14 protein-coding genes are annotated in these 16,734 nt (G+C 38.4%); 10 read left to right on the top strand and 4 right to left on the bottom strand.

Annotated features, from left to right (window positions below; genetic code table 11):
• The first annotated feature begins 186 nt into the window (after positions 1-186).
• From IGJ18_RS10710 to IGJ18_RS10670, 9 genes are all read left to right on the top strand, one after another.
• Positions 187-1,458: a UDP-N-acetylglucosamine 1-carboxyvinyltransferase gene (locus IGJ18_RS10710; protein ID WP_053765738.1), complete on the top strand. Its 1,272-nt coding sequence runs from the start codon at positions 187-189 to the stop codon at positions 1,456-1,458.
• Positions 1,455-2,750 carry a transcription termination factor Rho gene (gene rho / locus IGJ18_RS10705; protein WP_010718706.1) on the top strand — a complete coding sequence of 432 codons (1,296 nt, stop codon included), beginning with the start codon at positions 1,455-1,457 and terminating at the stop codon, positions 2,748-2,750. The genes IGJ18_RS10710 and rho overlap by 4 nt, the downstream gene beginning before the upstream one ends.
• A 97-nt stretch (positions 2,751-2,847) precedes the next feature.
• Entirely contained in the window at positions 2,848-3,111 is a 264-nt protein-coding gene (locus tag IGJ18_RS10700) for a type B 50S ribosomal protein L31 (protein ID WP_010718705.1), read from the top strand.
• A gap of 231 nt (positions 3,112-3,342) precedes the next feature.
• Positions 3,343-4,869: a M60 family metallopeptidase gene (locus IGJ18_RS10695; protein ID WP_225792581.1), complete on the top strand. Its 1,527-nt coding sequence runs from the start codon at positions 3,343-3,345 to the stop codon at positions 4,867-4,869.
• Positions 4,870-5,119: 250 nt separating this feature from the next.
• Entirely contained in the window at positions 5,120-5,584 is a 465-nt protein-coding gene (locus tag IGJ18_RS10690) for a PTS sugar transporter subunit IIA (protein WP_438843305.1), read from the top strand.
• A 71-nt stretch (positions 5,585-5,655) separates the two neighbouring features.
• Positions 5,656-7,083: a PTS fructose transporter subunit IIC gene (locus IGJ18_RS10685; RefSeq protein ID WP_034698962.1), complete on the top strand. Its 1,428-nt coding sequence runs from the start codon at positions 5,656-5,658 to the stop codon at positions 7,081-7,083.
• The gene (locus IGJ18_RS10680) at positions 7,083-7,946 is read left to right on the top strand and encodes a ketose-bisphosphate aldolase (protein WP_207414687.1); all 864 of its coding nucleotides are present in this window, start codon (positions 7,083-7,085) and stop codon (positions 7,944-7,946) included. The genes IGJ18_RS10685 and IGJ18_RS10680 overlap by 1 nt, the downstream gene beginning before the upstream one ends.
• A 270-nt stretch (positions 7,947-8,216) precedes the next feature.
• Entirely contained in the window at positions 8,217-8,987 is a 771-nt protein-coding gene (locus IGJ18_RS10675; RefSeq protein ID WP_010718700.1) for a DeoR/GlpR family DNA-binding transcription regulator, read from the top strand.
• Between the two features lie 206 nt (positions 8,988-9,193).
• Entirely contained in the window at positions 9,194-11,944 is a 2,751-nt protein-coding gene (locus tag IGJ18_RS10670) for an endo-beta-N-acetylglucosaminidase (protein WP_438843304.1), read from the top strand.
• A 317-nt stretch (positions 11,945-12,261) separates the two neighbouring features.
• Here IGJ18_RS10670 and IGJ18_RS10665 read toward each other — a convergent pair whose 3' ends face one another.
• Both IGJ18_RS10665 and IGJ18_RS10660 read right to left on the bottom strand, forming a co-directional pair.
• Entirely contained in the window at positions 12,262-13,449 is a 1,188-nt protein-coding gene (locus tag IGJ18_RS10665) for an MFS transporter (RefSeq protein ID WP_010738045.1), read from the bottom strand.
• Positions 13,450-13,467: 18 nt separating this feature from the next.
• Complete coding sequence (locus IGJ18_RS10660; protein WP_010718697.1) at positions 13,468-13,746, bottom strand: hypothetical protein; 279 nt, start codon at positions 13,744-13,746, stop codon at positions 13,468-13,470.
• 194 nt (positions 13,747-13,940) lie between these two features.
• Between IGJ18_RS10660 and IGJ18_RS10655 the strand changes: the two genes are divergently transcribed.
• Complete coding sequence (locus tag IGJ18_RS10655) at positions 13,941-14,597, top strand: Crp/Fnr family transcriptional regulator (RefSeq protein ID WP_010738044.1); 657 nt, start codon at positions 13,941-13,943, stop codon at positions 14,595-14,597.
• Between the two features lie 116 nt (positions 14,598-14,713).
• Here IGJ18_RS10655 and IGJ18_RS10650 read toward each other — a convergent pair whose 3' ends face one another.
• Positions 14,714-15,511, bottom strand: coding sequence for a TPM domain-containing protein (locus tag IGJ18_RS10650; protein WP_161651641.1), 798 nt, complete (start codon positions 15,509-15,511; stop codon positions 14,714-14,716).
• Complete coding sequence (locus tag IGJ18_RS10645; protein ID WP_063627447.1) at positions 15,508-16,719, bottom strand: hypothetical protein; 1,212 nt, start codon at positions 16,717-16,719, stop codon at positions 15,508-15,510. The genes IGJ18_RS10650 and IGJ18_RS10645 overlap by 4 nt, the downstream gene beginning before the upstream one ends.
• Positions 16,720-16,734: the final 15 nt, after the last annotated feature.

Genomic DNA, 16,734 nt, shown 5'->3' with positions numbered 1-16,734 from the left:
CTGTTTTGCGGTTTTTTTTTCGCAAATTGATAATCGTTCACTTTGATAAACATCCGTCCATCTTTTTTCAGAATAAACCTTTGATTTTTGAGGAAATAAAAAAGAATGGGAACTCGTTTCTTTATTTCATCTATGATAAAATACAAGCATGTGTAATAAAATTGAACAATAACAAGGTGGAAATCAATGAAAAAAATCATAATTGAAGGAAATCGTCCGTTAACTGGTGAAGTAACGATCAGTGGGGCTAAAAATAGTGCAGTGGCTTTGATTCCTGCAGCGATTTTAGCAGATTCTCCGGTTATTTTAGAAGGCGTACCTGATATTCAGGATGTTCATTCACTAATCGAAATTTTAGAAATCATGGGAGCAAAAATCCATTTTTCACAAAATATTTTAGAAATTGATCCCCGCGGTATCGTCTCTGTGCCCATGCCAAGTGGTAAGATCAATAGTCTACGAGCTTCCTATTATTTTATGGGGGCACTGCTTGGAAAATTTGGTGAGGCAGTGGTTGGTTTGCCAGGTGGTTGCTATCTAGGACCGCGACCAATTGATTTACATGTCAAGGGTTTCGAAGCATTAGGTGCTTCAGTCAATAATGAACATGGTGCGATGTATTTACGTACCGACCAAGAGGGATTACAGGGAAATCGGATTTTCATGGATGTCGTTTCAGTCGGTGCAACGATTAATGTGATGTTGGCGGCTATTAAAGCGAAAGGTCAGACAGTAATCGAAAATGCCGCTCGTGAACCAGAGATCATCGATGTTGCTACTTTGTTAAATAATATGGGTGCCAAAGTGCGAGGAGCAGGGACGGATGTAATCCGAATCGAAGGTGTAGACAAACTCCATGGTTGTCGCCATTTCATGATCCCTGATCGAATCGAAGCAGGAACTTATCTAGCGCTTGCTGCAGCAGCAGGAAATGGTGTTAAGATCAAAAATGTGATTTACGAACATTTAGAAAGTTTTATTGCTAAACTTCAAGAAATGGGCGTAAACATGACAATTAGAGAAGATGAGATTGAAGTGTTTCCGTCTAAAGAGTTAAAAGCGGTGAATGTGATGACTTATCCATATCCTGGGTTTGCAACAGACTTACAACAACCATTGACTCCCCTCTTATTAATGACCAAAGGAACAGCTGAAATCACAGATACGATCTATGCTAAACGTGTGAATCATGTGCCTGAATTAGCACGTATGGGTGCTGATATATCAGTGGAAGGGAATTTGATCATTACAAATGGACCAAATAAACTTCATGGAACAGAGGTAGTCGCTTCTGACCTTCGAGCAGGTGCTTGTTTAGTGATTGCAGGTCTCATGGCTGAAGGAACAACTACTATTTATAACGTAGAATATATTTTACGTGGTTATGATCATATTATTGAAAAATTGACGGCATTAGGTGCTGAAATCCAAATGGTGGAGGAAGTGGAAGCTGAATGAGTGATTATTTAACGATGGCGGAACTGGAAAATAAGACATTAAAAGAGGTCTACAGTTACGCAAAAGAATTTAAGATTCCTTATTATAGCAAAATGAATAAAAAAGAATTATCTTTAGCTGTGATTCGGGCGCAAGCAGAAAAACAAGGGTTTTATTATATGGAAGGAATCTTAGATATCGTTGGACAAGATGGGTATGGATTTTTACGACCAATCAATTATGGGCCAAGTGTAGAAGATATCTATATCTCTGCTTCACAAATAAGACGGTTTAGTTTGCGAAATGGAGATAAAGTAGCAGGAAAGGCTCGCCCACCTAAAGAGTCAGAACGTTATTATGGGTTGATGCACGTGGAAAGTGTAAATGGAAAAGACCCAGAAGAAGCCAAAGAACGTCCGCATTTTCCAGCTTTGACACCTCTGTATCCTCAAGAACAGCTTAGGTTAGAAACAACCTCTCAAAGACTAGCAACAAGAATGATCGATATCTTCTCACCAGTAGGTTTTGGTCAACGTGGCTTGATCGTAGCACCTCCTAAAGCCGGAAAAACTTCTGTGTTAAAGGAAATCGCCAATGGAATCACTGAAAATCATCCAGAAGTAGAACTGATCGTTCTTCTGATCGATGAACGCCCAGAAGAAGTCACGGATTTGGAACGCAGTGTCAAAGGAGATGTCGTTTCATCTACTTTCGATTTACAACCACAAAATCATACAAGGGTATCTGAGTTGGTTCTGGAAAGAGCGATGCGTTTAGTCGAAGATAAACGAGATGTCGTGATCTTGATGGACAGTATTACCCGATTAGCTAGAGCTTACAATTTAGTCGTACCGCCAAGTGGTCGTACATTGAGCGGGGGAATCGATCCAGCCGCACTATATAAACCAAAAAAATTCTTCGGAGCAGCTAGAAATATCGAAGAAGGTGGAAGCTTGACGATCTTAGCAACTGCCTTAGTCGATACGGGTAGCCGAATGGATGATGTGATCTATGAAGAGTTTAAAGGAACAGGGAATTTAGAACTTCAACTGTCTCGTGAACTATCTGAGCGTCGTATCTTCCCTGCCATTGATATCAAGAAATCTGGTACGAGAAAAGAAGAACTTCTAATGCCAGAAGATCAATTAGAAGAAATTTGGAAGTTACGAAAGAATATGGTCGGCGATTCATTGGAATACACCGAACAATTGATCCGTTTTTTAAGAAAAACCAAAAACAATCAACAATTTTTCAAAGAATTCCAAGATGTCTCATTCGGTAAAAAAAATCAGACAAGAAATCTAAAAAGATAATTGCAACGTTGTTAGAAACATGTTAAGATGTTACTGTTGTATATCGACAAATCAACTCTGGTTCAGCAAATGGGTCAGGGCAAAGGAGCGAAAACGCATGAAAGAAAACATCCATCCAGATTACCATCCAGTAGTGTTCTTGGATTCAACAACTGGCTTTAAATTCTTGTCAGGTTCAACAAAAACTTCACAAGAAACAGTTGAATGGGAAGACGGTAATACATACCCAGTCATCCGTGTCGAAGTTACTTCTGACTCACATCCATTCTATACTGGACGTCAAAAATTCACACAAGCAGACGGACGTGTGGACCGTTTCAACAAAAAATACGGTCTCAAAGACGCAAACGCTGCAGAATAATCAAAACATTGTTCATACGATGTTTAGCAGACTATCTGATAAAGGTAGTCTGTTTTTTTGTGTTTTCTGTTTCTGATAATCAAAAAATGGTCACTAAAAATTTATCATACCATATTATTTAAAAGTCTGATTTTCATTATTTCCTTCTGTTGAAAAAAAACGACAACATTTATAAAATAATGCATGTTAATGTTATATTATAAAGAAAAAATAACATTAAGGGGTGCTAATATGAGTAAGAAGAAAGCAATGATCTTGGGGTCTTTACTGTTCAGTATGGTTATTTTATCAAATGACCTAAATGTTGAGGCAACAGTAAATGAACCGACTATTGGGACGGAAGTCGTTCTTTCAGAGCGAAGTAATGAAAACGTTTCAACGGTTTTGAATGCTTATCAAAGTGAGGATGTTGAGAGTTATCGGGAAGAAATAGGTAATTGGTTTGGTCCTAGTAGCAATCAATCTACAGGGATCTATAAACGTAAAAATGATACGATCGAAATTTATGTAGATGAAACGGCGCAACAACTACCGACGTATACGATTACCAGGGCTAGTCTGAAAGATTATCTCGAAGGGGCAACGAAAGGGAAACGACTAAATAGAGGAAGAAACGTCATTTCCGGTACCCAAGAAGGTGTGATCCATATCCAAAATGAATCCACTCGCATCACGCAACAAAAAACGAGAATTGAAATACGTGGTGGTATAACAATTCCACGTTTTATTCTAGGAAAAATGACCAATAAAGATTGGCAGAATGAGGTAAGAAATCATCCAAATGCACCTGCTTATGAATTGGTCAGTGATCGAGTTTTGGTTACAGGATCCGACAAAACAATTAATTATGTGAAGGACCCAACTAAAATTTTAACAACGAAAGAAAAAGTAATTGATCTTCACGATCAAACAGCCGGGCTAGATAATAGCGCTACAATCCATCGTCAACCAACTGGCTTAGTTCAACATATGCGTGAAACGAGTGCCAGAGAAGATTATATGTACGCGTATGAACAACATACTGGTTTTAATTATGCAGATGGAATGAGAGTCTTGTTAGATCCAGACGGTTCCTCACAGTGGGGGATTTGGCATGAATTAGGTCATACCTATCAAATTGATGATATGGGTTGGGAGGATATGACCGAAGTGACCGTGAATATCTTTTCGATGCGGGTACAAAAAGCATTAGGACAGCGTAGTCGTTTAGAAGAAGATCGCGTATATACGGATATTTTCAATTATTTGAATCGAAGTCAATCGAAAAATTTTGATAAACAAGATGAATTTGTTCGACTAGGAATGTTTTGGCAGCTGGAATTAGCATTTGGCAGCGACTTCTATCCTAAACTACATCAGTTATATCGTGAAGAAAGTCCACAGCTATGGACAGAACAAGACAAGCGACAACATTTTATCTTATCTGCTTCAAAGATCAGTAACAAAAATCTAACGCCATTTTTTGAAAAATGGGCTATCGAAGTTACTGCTGATACTAAAAAAGAATTAGCAAGACTACCAAAATTAACGAAGAAAATCTGGGAATATCGTGATGAAATGAAAGGTGATGTAGGAAATATTACCGATGATGATAATAACAATGGCAACACGGAAGATCCTTCAATTGAAACTTGGGATAAAGATAAAGTGTATGTTGCTGGGGATATTGTCATGTATAAAGGTGTAAAATATCGTGCAAAATGGTGGAATACCGATAAAGTTCCTGGAGAAACGATTGACTGGGAAAGAATTGATTGATCATCAATAAACACAACGTATTTTGATTGTAACGGTCAAAATACGTTGTGTTTTATTTATATAAGGAACGCCTGAAACACATGAATCTCTAATTTTGATGAACGCTATCGATCATTTTTTTGACTGATTTTTTAAAATTTTGATCCATTTTTCGTTATTCGTTCAAAGCATTGAATGGCTGAATTAGGGATGCTATACTTGCCACAGTTATTAGAAAGCGTTAACAAATAGTGAAAGGAGGCTATATGGAGTGGAGATTAGTCAACTGATTTCAGAAGAATTGATTCTTTTCGATGACTCAATTCGATCAAAAAAATCATTATTTGAATGTATCGGTACTACACTTGAAACCACACATAGAGTAAAAAGTGCAAAAAAAATAATCAAAGCATTATTCAAAAGAGAAGAGGAAGTGCCTACAGGGATTGAAGCTGGATTTGGTATCCCACATGCTAAAAGCAAGGCTGTCATTACACCAACCATTTGTTTTGTTCGTAGCAGCCAGATTACAGAATATCTTGGCTTAGATGGGGAGCCAATTGCATATACTTTTGCAATCGTGGTTCCTGCAAACGCTGCTGACAGTCATCTTGAGATTCTCAGTGCGTTGTCAAGGCGATTAATTGATCCAAACTTTAGAAAACAAATCAAAGAAGCAAATTCAGCCTCAGAAATTATGACCGTTTTAAAAAATGAAGAAAAAGCAATCTGTTAAATGAATCATCGAATAATGTCACACGCATCAACTGAGACCGTTATTGAATAAGCAGATAGGGGAGAATAACGATGAAAATAATTGGTGTAACCGCATGTCCTACGGGAATTGCGCATACGTATATGTCCGCTGAGAAATTAGAAGGGACTGCTAAAAAACTAGGCCATGATGCAAAGTTTGAAACGCAAGGAATCAAAACGGAAAATAGGTTAACTACAAAAGAGATTGCTGAAGCAGATGCGATTATTCTAGCAGTTGATAAAGAAATTGATATGCAACGTTTTACGGGTAAAAGAATCAAAAAAGTTTCAACGAGTCGAGCAATTAAAGAACCAGAATTGGTAATTGATGAAGCATTAAAAGGGATCAATACGTTAGAAATTGCTCAATCAGTTGAACAAACAAAAGTCACGAAACAAAAAGCCACACTTTATAACCATTTTATGAGTGGTGTGAACTATATGTTACCGTTTGTGATTGCAGGCGGAATTATTATCGCATTAAGTTTTGCTTTTGGGATCACTGCAGCGGATCCTAAATCAGCTGACTATAATGTCCTAGCTGCCGCATTTTCTAGAATTGGTGGAGACACCGCTTTTGCCATGATGGTGCCAGCTTTAGGGGCAGGGATTGCGACCTCTATCGCGGGGAAAGCTGGCTTTGCACCTGGGATCGTGGCAGGGCTACTGGCATCTACTGGTGGTTCTGGATTTCTTGGAGGAATGATCGGGGGGCTGTTAGCAGGGTATGTGACAGATTTTCTGGCAAATAAAATTCCTGTAAAAAAAGGTATCTTAGCGATGTATCAATTGATCGTCGTTCCGTTAATATCTATCTTGATCATTGGTTTAGCAATGGTTTTTGTAATAGAACAACCCATTTCGTGGTTATTAGAAGTATTAACCAATTGGTTGAATAGTTTAGGTAATACTTCCGGATTAATGTTTGGCTTGATCATCGGCGTGATGATGGCAGCTGATATGGGAGGGCCGATCAATAAATCGATTTCAACTTTTTCCATTGGTTTGATGTCTGCCGGAGTCAATGCACCGATCGCAGCATGTATGGCAGCTGGAATGACCCCACCACTGGGGATCGCTTTAGCCACACTGTTGTTCAAGAAAAAATTTACGAAAGAAGAACGGACTTCTGGTCAATCCTGTTGGGTGCTTGGTGCTTCTTATATTACAGAAGGAGCGATTCCCTTCGCAGTTTCAGATCCGATTCGAGTCATTCCGAGCTTGATTCTTGGCTCTGCTACTGCAGCGGGTATCTCAATGGCTGCCGGTGTCACATCCATTGCTCCTCATGGTGGGATTTGGGTCATGCTGATACCTAACGTGATCAATCACCTACCCATGTATTTGCTAGCGATTGGTGCTGGGACAGTAGTTACGGCTCTTTCACTTGGATTATTAAAGAAATCAAGCGAAGAACAAGTCGGAAATGAAGAAAAAATAGTGAAGCAAGAAAAAATAATAAATGAGGTGGAAGTATAATGTTATATACAATGAAAGAGTTATTGAAAGTAGCTAAAGACAATCAATTTGCGGTTCCTGCTTTTAATATTTGTAGTTATGATATGTTAAAGGCAATCATGGAAGAAGTAGAACGGTTAAATGCACCAGTGATTTTAGAGATCCATCCCGATGAGATTGCTTACTTAAATGATGAATTTGTTGCTGCTGTTCGAGCTTATGCGCATAAAAGTAAAGTACCTGTAGTCATCCATCTTGACCATGGCGGTAAAGTAAGTGATGTGTTACGTGCCATCCGCAATGGCTATACCTCGGTCATGATTGATGCCTCCTTACAATCGTTTGATGAAAATATAAAGATAACTAAAGAAGTGGTGGCTCTAGCTCACGAGGTAGATGTGTCAGTCGAAGCAGAAATTGGTACGATTGGGAATAATGGGTCAGCAGAAGGTGGGGCAGCTAATATTATTTACACAGATCCTGAACAAGCAAAACAGTTTGTTGCAGAAACGAATATTGATACATTAGCTATCGCTATTGGAACAGCACATGGCTTATATCCTAAAGATAAAACACCAAAACTGAATATCGAGTTATTGAAAGAATTGAATGAGACCATCGATTTGCCGTTTGTTTTGCATGGTGGTTCAGGAAATCCGGATAAAGAAGTAAGCGAAGCAGTTAAATATGGTGTAGCTAAGGTCAACCTTAGTTCGGATCTTAAAAGTGTCTTTTTCGATGCTTTAAGAGAAATCTTAAATGAAAACCCGGAAATGTATGAACCGAATATGATCTACCCTTATGCGAATCAAAAAGTACAGGAAGTAGTGAAACATAAAATGACGATCTTAAACACGATCGATCAAGCCAAGTGTTATAAATAAGACGAATTTCTCACCGTTTATTCGTTTTAGAGATACTAGAAGAGACCGAGACAAGTTTTGGCTCAGTCTCCAATGAAATCGAAATCGAGTGGTCATGAAAAAATGCTCAGTATTTCTAGGAATAAGCCAATGAATCGCTAACTTTAGTTGTTTCGGCTGATGTCCTATAGCGAAGCATTTTCATTCTAACCGCTCGATTCTGTTTTTGGATGTAGGTGGAGGCATCTTTGTTTATGGTAAAATAAAGCGAATGAGAAAGGAATGGGGAAGATGTTAAGTGACGTAGAAGAGCGACAACAAACGATTGTCAATCATTTGAAAATCAACCAATTTGCCAGGATTACTGAATTGATCGATTTAGTAAATTACAGTGAAGCGACAGTGAAACGAGATCTTGTTGTATTAGAACAAAGTGGTCTGATCCGAAGAGTCCGTGGTGGGGCTATGTTAGTAGATAATCAGAAAATCGATGTACCATATATGATGAAAATCACCCATTTAGAGGAAGAAAGTGAAAAACGTTATATTGCGGATATTGCAGCTAATTTGATCAAAGATGATATGGTTTTATTTTTAGACTCTAGTACAACTAGTTTGCATTTAGTTCGAAATTTAGGTCGATTTGAGGGGCTGCAAATCATTACGAATGGGGTCATTACTGCTGCGATGCTAAGTGAATTTACTTCAGCAAAAGTATCGATCGTCGGTGGTAAAATCGTTCAAAAACGAGCAACGATCAACGGAGCAAAAGCGTATAATGATATTTTGACTTATGCTGCTGACCTTGCAATCATCAGCTGTCGAGGATTTGATTTTAATCAAGGCGTGACGGAAACGCATGAAGGAGAAGCGTTAGTAAAAAGAGCGTTTCGTAAACAAGCCAATCATTTGATGGTGTTAGCTACACAGGATAAATTAGAACAACGCTTCATTCATCAAGCAATTGCTAGTCATGAAATCGATTATTTAGTGACCAGTCAGAAATTAACGAACGAACAATTGAAAAAAATCCATGAACACCACACAGAGTGTTTTTATTAATCAGAAAGATCAATAAAAGTGTATGTTCTCATAAAATTCATTCATTGATAACACCTATAATTTGTATCAAGAAAGCTATAGTTTGTTCATGTACACCCTTTTTGGTAAGCGCTATCATAAATTGTGGGAGATAATAATTGAGAAAGGAGTAACGAGTGAACAGTTGCAGCAAGCGATTAGATAAGAACAAATCATAGGAGGAAGTAATGAAGAAGTTAGAAGGTACTTTAGCTGGATTGTTGGTAACGGTGATGATGGGAATTGCTCTGAAAGAACCGGTCGTGTATGCACAAGTAGATGCCACAAATCCCGAGGTAAGGGTTTCGATGGATAATCAACCGGAGTCCTCTTACTGGTTCCCTGATGAATTGCTTAAATGGACGTTTGATCAGGATACAGATGCGAAATACAATGTTAGTGTTGAGCCTTTAGCCACACGAGTGGAGAAATCGCACTTATTAAAATCGAATACTACCCAAAACGAAAAGATGAAGGTTGTCGCACTTTCGATCATGAATAATAGCACTAGTGGAAATGCACCAAGAGGGAGCAATCAGTTTGATGCAAATGTTTTTTCGAATTGGCAATATATTGATCAATTGGTTTATTGGGGAGGCTCAGCTGGCGAAGGTATCATTGTTCCGCCAAGCCCAGATGTTACCGATGCGGCGCATAAAAATGGTGTGCCTGTTTTAGGCACGATCTTTTTTCCACAAGGGGCCCATGGCGGAAAAATCGAATGGTTGAATACTTTTTTAGAAAAAGATGATCAAGGTCATTTTCCAATCGTGGACAAGATGATCGAAGTCGCACAAAGATATGGGTTTGATGGATGGTTCATCAATCAAGAGACAGAAACCAATCTAACGAAAAAGCACGCTGATTTAATGAAAGAACTGATTGTGGAATTTAAACAAAAATCAGCTGGAGCGTTAGAGGTTATGTGGTATGATTCCATGACAAGTGATGGGAAAATGGATTGGCAGAATGCGTTGACTGATCAAAACCAAGATTATTTAGTGGATGCTGATTTGAATCCAGTAGCAGATAGCATGTTTTTGAATTTTTGGTGGAATACCTCTAGCTTAGTAGGCCAAGATCTATTGCGTAAATCAAAAGAAAAAGCAGAAAGTTTAGCCATTGATCCCTATGATTTATTTGCGGGAATCGATGTCCAAGAAAAAGGGTACGATACACCGGTCAGATGGGATTTGTTTACGGATAAGAAGGGAATACCCTATACTTCACTAGGGCTTTACGTCCCAAGTTGGACCTATTCTTCTTCCAATGACCCAATGGACTACCAACAAAAAGAAGAAAAATTCTGGATCAATGAACAAGGGGATCCTACTAAAAGTACACTACCAACCGGCACAAGTTGGCCTGGAATCTCTACTTTTTCGGTTGAACAAACCGCTATTACGCAATGGCCTTTTATCACCAATTTCAATGTTGGAAATGGTTACAGCTATTTTAGCAATGGGCAACAAGTTTCAACAAATGAATGGAATAATCGAAGTCTCCAAGATATCATGCCGACTTACCGCTATATTATCGAAGAAGGAGCTGGCAATAAATTAGCTGGTAGTGTGGACTATACTACTGCTTTTAATGGTGGGAGTTCCTTGGCTTTTAAAGGAAAACTTGCGGAAAAAGTAACAAGTAAGATCAAACTGTATCAAACAAAAGTCAAAGTCGAGAAAAACATGTCATTTACGACGACAGCCAAAGCATCTGATCGAACCACGTTGAAACTAGTGTTAGGTTTTGCTGATGGTACATTTGAAACGTTTAATGGCAATAAAAAAATAGGAAATGACTGGACAACGGTTTCTTATCCTTTGAATAAAGCAACTGGAAAAGAAGTAACGTCGATTGCCTATGAGGTAACCTCAGCAAAAGCAAATGAGAATTATGAGTTATTCTTAGGTCAAATTTCTGCGACACCTAAAAAAGTGCTGAGTCCAACAGCAGTCAATGATGTTACATTCGATGATTTGTCATTTGACGAAGAAGCAATGTTTGCCGGGATCAGACTATCTTGGACTAGTCTACAAGCAGATCGCATCAAACACTATGAAATTTACCGAGTTTTAGACGATGGAACACGTGTCTTTATCGGAGCCACACCTGCTGAGAATTATTTTATCAATGGCTTAGAACGTCAAAATGCAACAGCTACAGCTATCGAAGTTGTGCCAGTTGATATCTATGGCAACAAGGGTGAACCTTCCAGACCAATCAGTTTTGACTGGCCACCTGTTCAGTTACCGCGTGCTTCCTTTACTGTCTCAAAAACTTTGGTAGCGCCAGGAGAACCGATCACTTTTACGAACACCTCTTCACGAAATACCCAAAGTTTAAAGTGGACATTCAAAGGTGCTGATGTAGAGTCAAGTACGGAAGAACAGCCTCGTGTCACTTATTCAAAAGAAGGAAGCTACGATGTAGAATTGACAGCGATCAATGAAGCAGGAGAAACGACAACTGAAATGAAAGGGATCGTTACGGTTACCAAGAATGCCCAAGCTGGTCTGAGTTTATTATCTAAAGGTGCCAAAGCAGAAGCCTCTTCATATGTGAATGAATCAGAGGCACCAAAGTTTGCTGTCGATGGTGATCTTGGAACAAAATGGTGTGCTGTAGGGAGTGCGCCACATACCATCACGGTTGATTTAGGAACAGCTAAATTGATCAGTGAAGTGCGCATGGCTCACGCTTCTGCAGGAGGAGAAAGTGTAGGCATGAATACCAAAGCTTATACTATAGAAGTAAGTGCAGACGGAGAAAATTTCCAAGAAGTTTCGCGAACAACTAATAATACGCAAGGTTCAACGCTAAATACCTTTGCAGCAACGACTGCCCGATTTGTGAGAGTCATCATCGATCAACCAACTCAAGGCGCAGATACAGCTGTCCGTCTTTATGAACTAGAAGTTTATGGGTTAGCAGAATAAAAGTTGAGTGATTGTTTCTGAACAAAAAGGAGTTTTGACAGAAGTATCTAATCATGAAAATAAGCCGAAGAGAGGTTGAGACAAAAGTGTTCAGCATCAAGAAATAAGAAGGAATTTCCGAAAATTGCTTCTCAAATTTTTGGTAAATTTCGGCTTATTTCCGAAGATGCTACTTTTGTATCACCGTTTATTCGTTTTTAGAGATACTAGAAGGGACTGAGACAACTTTTGTCTCAGTCCCTCTTCGGCCAATATTTTGCTAGAGGTGAATACTTCAACACCTTTTATTCGTTCCTTGAATCAGTTTCAGTTCATCACTAATTCCATTCAAGTTTTGCTGAGTGGCTCTTTTTTTTATTATAAACGATATAGAGAACTGTACAGATCAAAGGAATGATACCAGAAACAATGTATAATCCTCTAAATGACGTATAAGATTTCAATATTCCCATCAAGTAGGGGCCAACACCTAGACCTAGATCTAATCCGATGAAGTAAGTTGAAAGAGCGATACTGATACGGTGTTCTTTGACGATTTTCAAACAAACTGCTTGTCCGTTTGACATGAAAGTCCCGTAACCTAAACCAACGAGTGCGCCTGAAATAAGTAATGTGATGCTGTTCGTTGTCGCACTTAGTAGAAACAAGCCAGCAGTCAAGAACAAATAGCTAGGATACATGACATACTGTTCGCCTTTAGCATCAAAAATACGTCCCGTCAATGGGCGAGTGAAGGTGATAACTAACGCATAGACCACAAAGAAAAAGGAGCCTGCAGCGACTAAATGAATGACTTTCGTATAAGAAGACAAGAAGGACAAAACACTTGAATAAGAAAGACCCATTAAAAAGGCGATTCCTGTAATGAACAATGCTTTTTTCTCAATGAATCCATGGATACTCCAAGATTGTAGTGATTTTCTTTGAGTATCAGATAAATCAATGTTTTTGACTGGGAACATCAGACAGGCAATCGTTACAAGAAAAACTAAAACGATAGAAAACCAAATAATAAAATGAAAATCAGTCAGATTAAGCAAGATCATTCCTAAAAAGGGTCCGATAGCAGCAGCTAAACTAGTACTTAAACCATAATAATTGATCCCTTCTCCTTTTTTTGATTCAGGAATATAGGCAGTGACGATCGCATTGGTTGCTGTCGAAACGGTCCCGTAGCCAAACCCATTTAAAAAACGTACCAGATATAATACGCCGATCGTTGGGGTGAAAAGATAGGCTAAAGTAGAGAGTAAATAAAAAATCGCTCCACCACGCAAAGTAAACTTGCGCCCAAATAATTCAAGTTGTTTACCCATAAATAAACGAGCCAAAAGTGTACCTATGATGTAGATACCAGAAGCAAAACCTGCTTGGCTCATACTAGCATGTAAATCATCTTGAGCAATAACGGCAATAATGACCATCAGTAAATAATAAATTAAATAGACAATGAAATTAATAAGAGTGATTCCGATAAAATGTTTATTGAATAATTTTTTTTCCATTTGCTTTGTGTTTACCCCTTAATCTGAATAAGCTTTTAATTTTTGGATTTGTACTTCAACATCGTGGTAATTTGATGGATAGCGATCGACCAATTGACGAATGAACAAGTCTCGAGTCGTCATAAATAATTCTAAAAATTCTTCTAATTCATTCGATGGTTTTTCATCGACTGCTTTGATCAATTCAATCGAATTTTGGTAAGCATCATTTAAGAAAACCAAAGAAGCTTTCATGTCAAATCTTGTTTGATAAGCTGTTTCAAGTCGATTAATAATTGTTTTCATCCAGTAGTTCATATTTTTTTCCTCAATTCTTTCATTTTTTTTTACATTCGCAGTATAACGAAACGAAAAGAAGAAAAAAATCACAGACATAATTTAAAATGGTACTTAACAAATGTTAATATCATTAGTAAAATACCTTTGGGCTTTAAAATACTTAGAAATCTTGTATTATTTTTTTAGATAAATGTTTGGATGGGGGAGCATGATTGGACAGCAGAGTGCTAAAGGAATATTTAGAGAAAAATCAATTTCCAATTGTACGAAAAAGATATCATAAGTATCTAACTTTTGAAGGAGTGGAGGATTGTTACACGTATATTTTAAAAGAAGGCACGGTCAAAGCAAGTGTCATCTCAAATGATGGTCGTGAGTTCAACTTGAGGTATATTAAAGATCTAGAGATTGTTTCACTTTTAAAAGATGAATATTCGCAGTTTATTGATTCGCCGTACAATATTCGGATTGAATCTGAATATGCAGAATTTTATCGAATCAATCGAGTGAAATTTTGGGAACATATCAACGAAGATCCAAAGATGCAACACTATGTAAAAGAGTATTATCGGTATCGTTTGCTGTATTCCATGAAAAAAATGCAACAAATGCTTTTAAATGGGAAATTAGGTGCTGTATGTACGCAACTTTACGAGTTATATGATTTATTTGGGGTTCGGACCGAGGAAGGCATGATGATCGATTTTGTCATCACTAATGAAGAAATCGCCAAGTTTTGCGGAATCTCTACCGCTAGCAGTGTGAGTAGGATCTTAAAACAACTGAAAGAAAATGGGATAATCACCGTTAAAGATCATCGGATCATTATCACCAATATGGATTTATTGGAAGACAATATTATCTTTTAAACAGAATCAGTGGAAAACATAAGATGCTTCCTTCATGTAGTTGTATCAGCTTTAGCTGACGACAATGCATGAAGGAAGCATCTTAATTTATGGATGATTGTTCCTATTGTGGTGCTTTAAAAGCTTCGACCACCACCACCGAAAGTCCCGCCACCGCTGGAATGAGTCGTACTTCCGCCACCGCCGCTGCCAGGAGGTGGGCTTTTTGGAATCCTGCGTGTAGTGACAAAGGAGTTGGTTAAGCGATCTGTTTTATCCGTTAATTTTACGTTTGATTTTTCTCTAAATGGGTATTTATAAGTTCCTGATTTCAACTGATACCTCGAAACTGTTACAAAGTAGAATACGAGGCTCAATGCCAGGGCTAAGATGATAGAAATCACTATTTCAGTCGTCGTCAACACTTTATACCGCGTGATCTTACCAGTCTCTTCATCAATTTGATAATGTCCTCCAGGAACTCCAGCTTCTACATATTCTGAAGTTTTAGTCAAATAGGCTTGTGCTGCTGCAAAATAAGCCGAATTCGTCATTTGGTCGTAGACATCATCTAACGTGTCATTGATCCGAGCATCATCAAGATAATCGATCATATTACCAGAAGTTGAAATGTAAATCTCACGTTGCCCCATATCTAACAATAGAACGGACCCATTTTGATCATTACCGATTGCATTTCTTAAGTAATCATCTGCAAACGTTCGAGGTTCGTCTGAGTTGGAAGTCGTCGTTACGATAAAGATTTGTCCTTTGATCTTCTCATTGATAGGCTGGATTTGTTGCTCTAAAGATTGGATCTGCTCTTGCGTGAACAAACCAGCTTCATCGTTCACTGCGGGTGTAGCAGCGTCAACGGAAGAACTCCAAAAGAAACCGAATAGGACTAGAAAGAAAAGTAAAATTCTTTTTTTCATATCAAGTATCCTCCAATCATAAAGAGGATCGCCAATACAGCAAAGATTCCAAAAGCCGTCAAGCCCAGTTTTTTATGACTGATGGGTAAAACACCGCTGACTTTACCTGTTTGACCATTCATGGCGTAATAATAGACTTTCTTATTGGCATCACTACTGCGATAAGTGACTAACCATACCGGTAAAAGAACATATTCATTATTCTCACTAGTGATATCTGTCGAAGTCCGAACATTGGTCAATGTGGTATAACCATTTGCGGTGTCACGTAACAATTTCTCGGAGTAATCTTGCAGTTCATCTTGCACTTGTGATTTGATTGCTTCATATTCGATATCTCGTTTTTCTGCTTGAAACCCTGCCAGATACTGACTTTTGAAGTCAATTGCCTTGTTCAAAGGAAACGGTTGGACTGCTTCCACCATTTTTTGTTGGGTATTCTTGGACAATGCATTTTTTACTAGTTCTTTAAAGGAAAGTGAGCCTTCTCGATGAACAGCAAACTGTTTGGTTTCTGTATACTCGATGTCACCCACTCGCCAAATACGAATCACTGTTCCGGTCGCTTGCATAGAGCCGTCAACGGTTGCATCCGTTGTCCAATAAGGAAAATAAACGCCAGTTAGTTTGTCGATTTGGTCTTTGTTGAAAAATTCTTTGGGTACAAACCATTTTTTCTTTGTCCAAGCTAAGAATTTTTCGACCGCCTCTTCTTTTTCGACTGCAAATGGTAAGACTTTATTTGGCAGTAATTTTCCACTTAACCGTCCGGATAAAACAACTGGATTGTGACAATAGTAGCAGTAAGTAGCAGCCGTTGTTGCATCGGTCACGATCTCTGCCCCACAGCTTGGACAAAGAAATAGTTCCATCGTTGCTTCTGTTTCTTCTTCCACTGATTCAGTTGGTGTTGCTTGATCGCTAGGATCAGAAAAACCACCAGCTTCTTCAAACGCTTTTCGTTCTGCTTCATCCATCTGCTCCAACTGTTCATCTGCAGTAAAAGTAAAATCTTTTTCAGAATCTTGTTGGGAAGGCGGTTGATCTTCTGAGTGAATCCCTCGGGCTGCTTTTTGTTCTTGTTCGTACTGACTGACTTCTTCCTCAGTGTAAACATTTAAACAATAGTCACAGTGGAATTTTTGATCTTTTGGATCAAACGTGAGAGGACCCCCACAGTTTGGGCATTTATGTGTAAGAACGTCCATTCTATCCACACCTTT

This window comes from Enterococcus sp. AZ078 (assembly GCF_051714985.1).
GTDB lineage: Bacteria > Bacillota > Bacilli > Lactobacillales > Enterococcaceae > Enterococcus_B > Enterococcus_B hirae.
This window is presented reverse-complemented; position numbering and strand designations above follow the sequence as displayed.

Bases quoted from the DNA above. Each gene is read 5' to 3' on its own strand.
- IGJ18_RS10670 (WP_438843304.1), top strand. From the start codon at position 9,194: ATGAAGAAGTTAGAAGGTACTTTAGCTGGATTGTTGGTAACGGTGATG.
- IGJ18_RS10675 (WP_010718700.1), top strand. From the start codon at position 8,217: ATGTTAAGTGACGTAGAAGAGCGACAACAAACGATTGTCAATCATTTG.
- IGJ18_RS10680 (WP_207414687.1), top strand. From the start codon at position 7,083: ATGTTATATACAATGAAAGAGTTATTGAAAGTAGCTAAAGACAATCAA.
- rho (WP_010718706.1), top strand. From the start codon at position 1,455: ATGAGTGATTATTTAACGATGGCGGAACTGGAAAATAAGACATTAAAA.
- IGJ18_RS10710 (WP_053765738.1), top strand. From the start codon at position 187: ATGAAAAAAATCATAATTGAAGGAAATCGTCCGTTAACTGGTGAAGTA.
- IGJ18_RS10650 (WP_161651641.1), bottom strand. From the start codon at position 15,511: ATGAAAAAAAGAATTTTACTTTTCTTTCTAGTCCTATTCGGTTTCTTT.
- IGJ18_RS10660 (WP_010718697.1), bottom strand. From the start codon at position 13,746: ATGAACTACTGGATGAAAACAATTATTAATCGACTTGAAACAGCTTAT.
- IGJ18_RS10700 (WP_010718705.1), top strand. From the start codon at position 2,848: ATGAAAGAAAACATCCATCCAGATTACCATCCAGTAGTGTTCTTGGAT.
- IGJ18_RS10685 (WP_034698962.1), top strand. From the start codon at position 5,656: ATGAAAATAATTGGTGTAACCGCATGTCCTACGGGAATTGCGCATACG.
- IGJ18_RS10695 (WP_225792581.1), top strand. From the start codon at position 3,343: ATGAGTAAGAAGAAAGCAATGATCTTGGGGTCTTTACTGTTCAGTATG.
- IGJ18_RS10645 (WP_063627447.1), bottom strand. From the start codon at position 16,719: ATGGACGTTCTTACACATAAATGCCCAAACTGTGGGGGTCCTCTCACG.
- IGJ18_RS10665 (WP_010738045.1), bottom strand. From the start codon at position 13,449: ATGGAAAAAAAATTATTCAATAAACATTTTATCGGAATCACTCTTATT.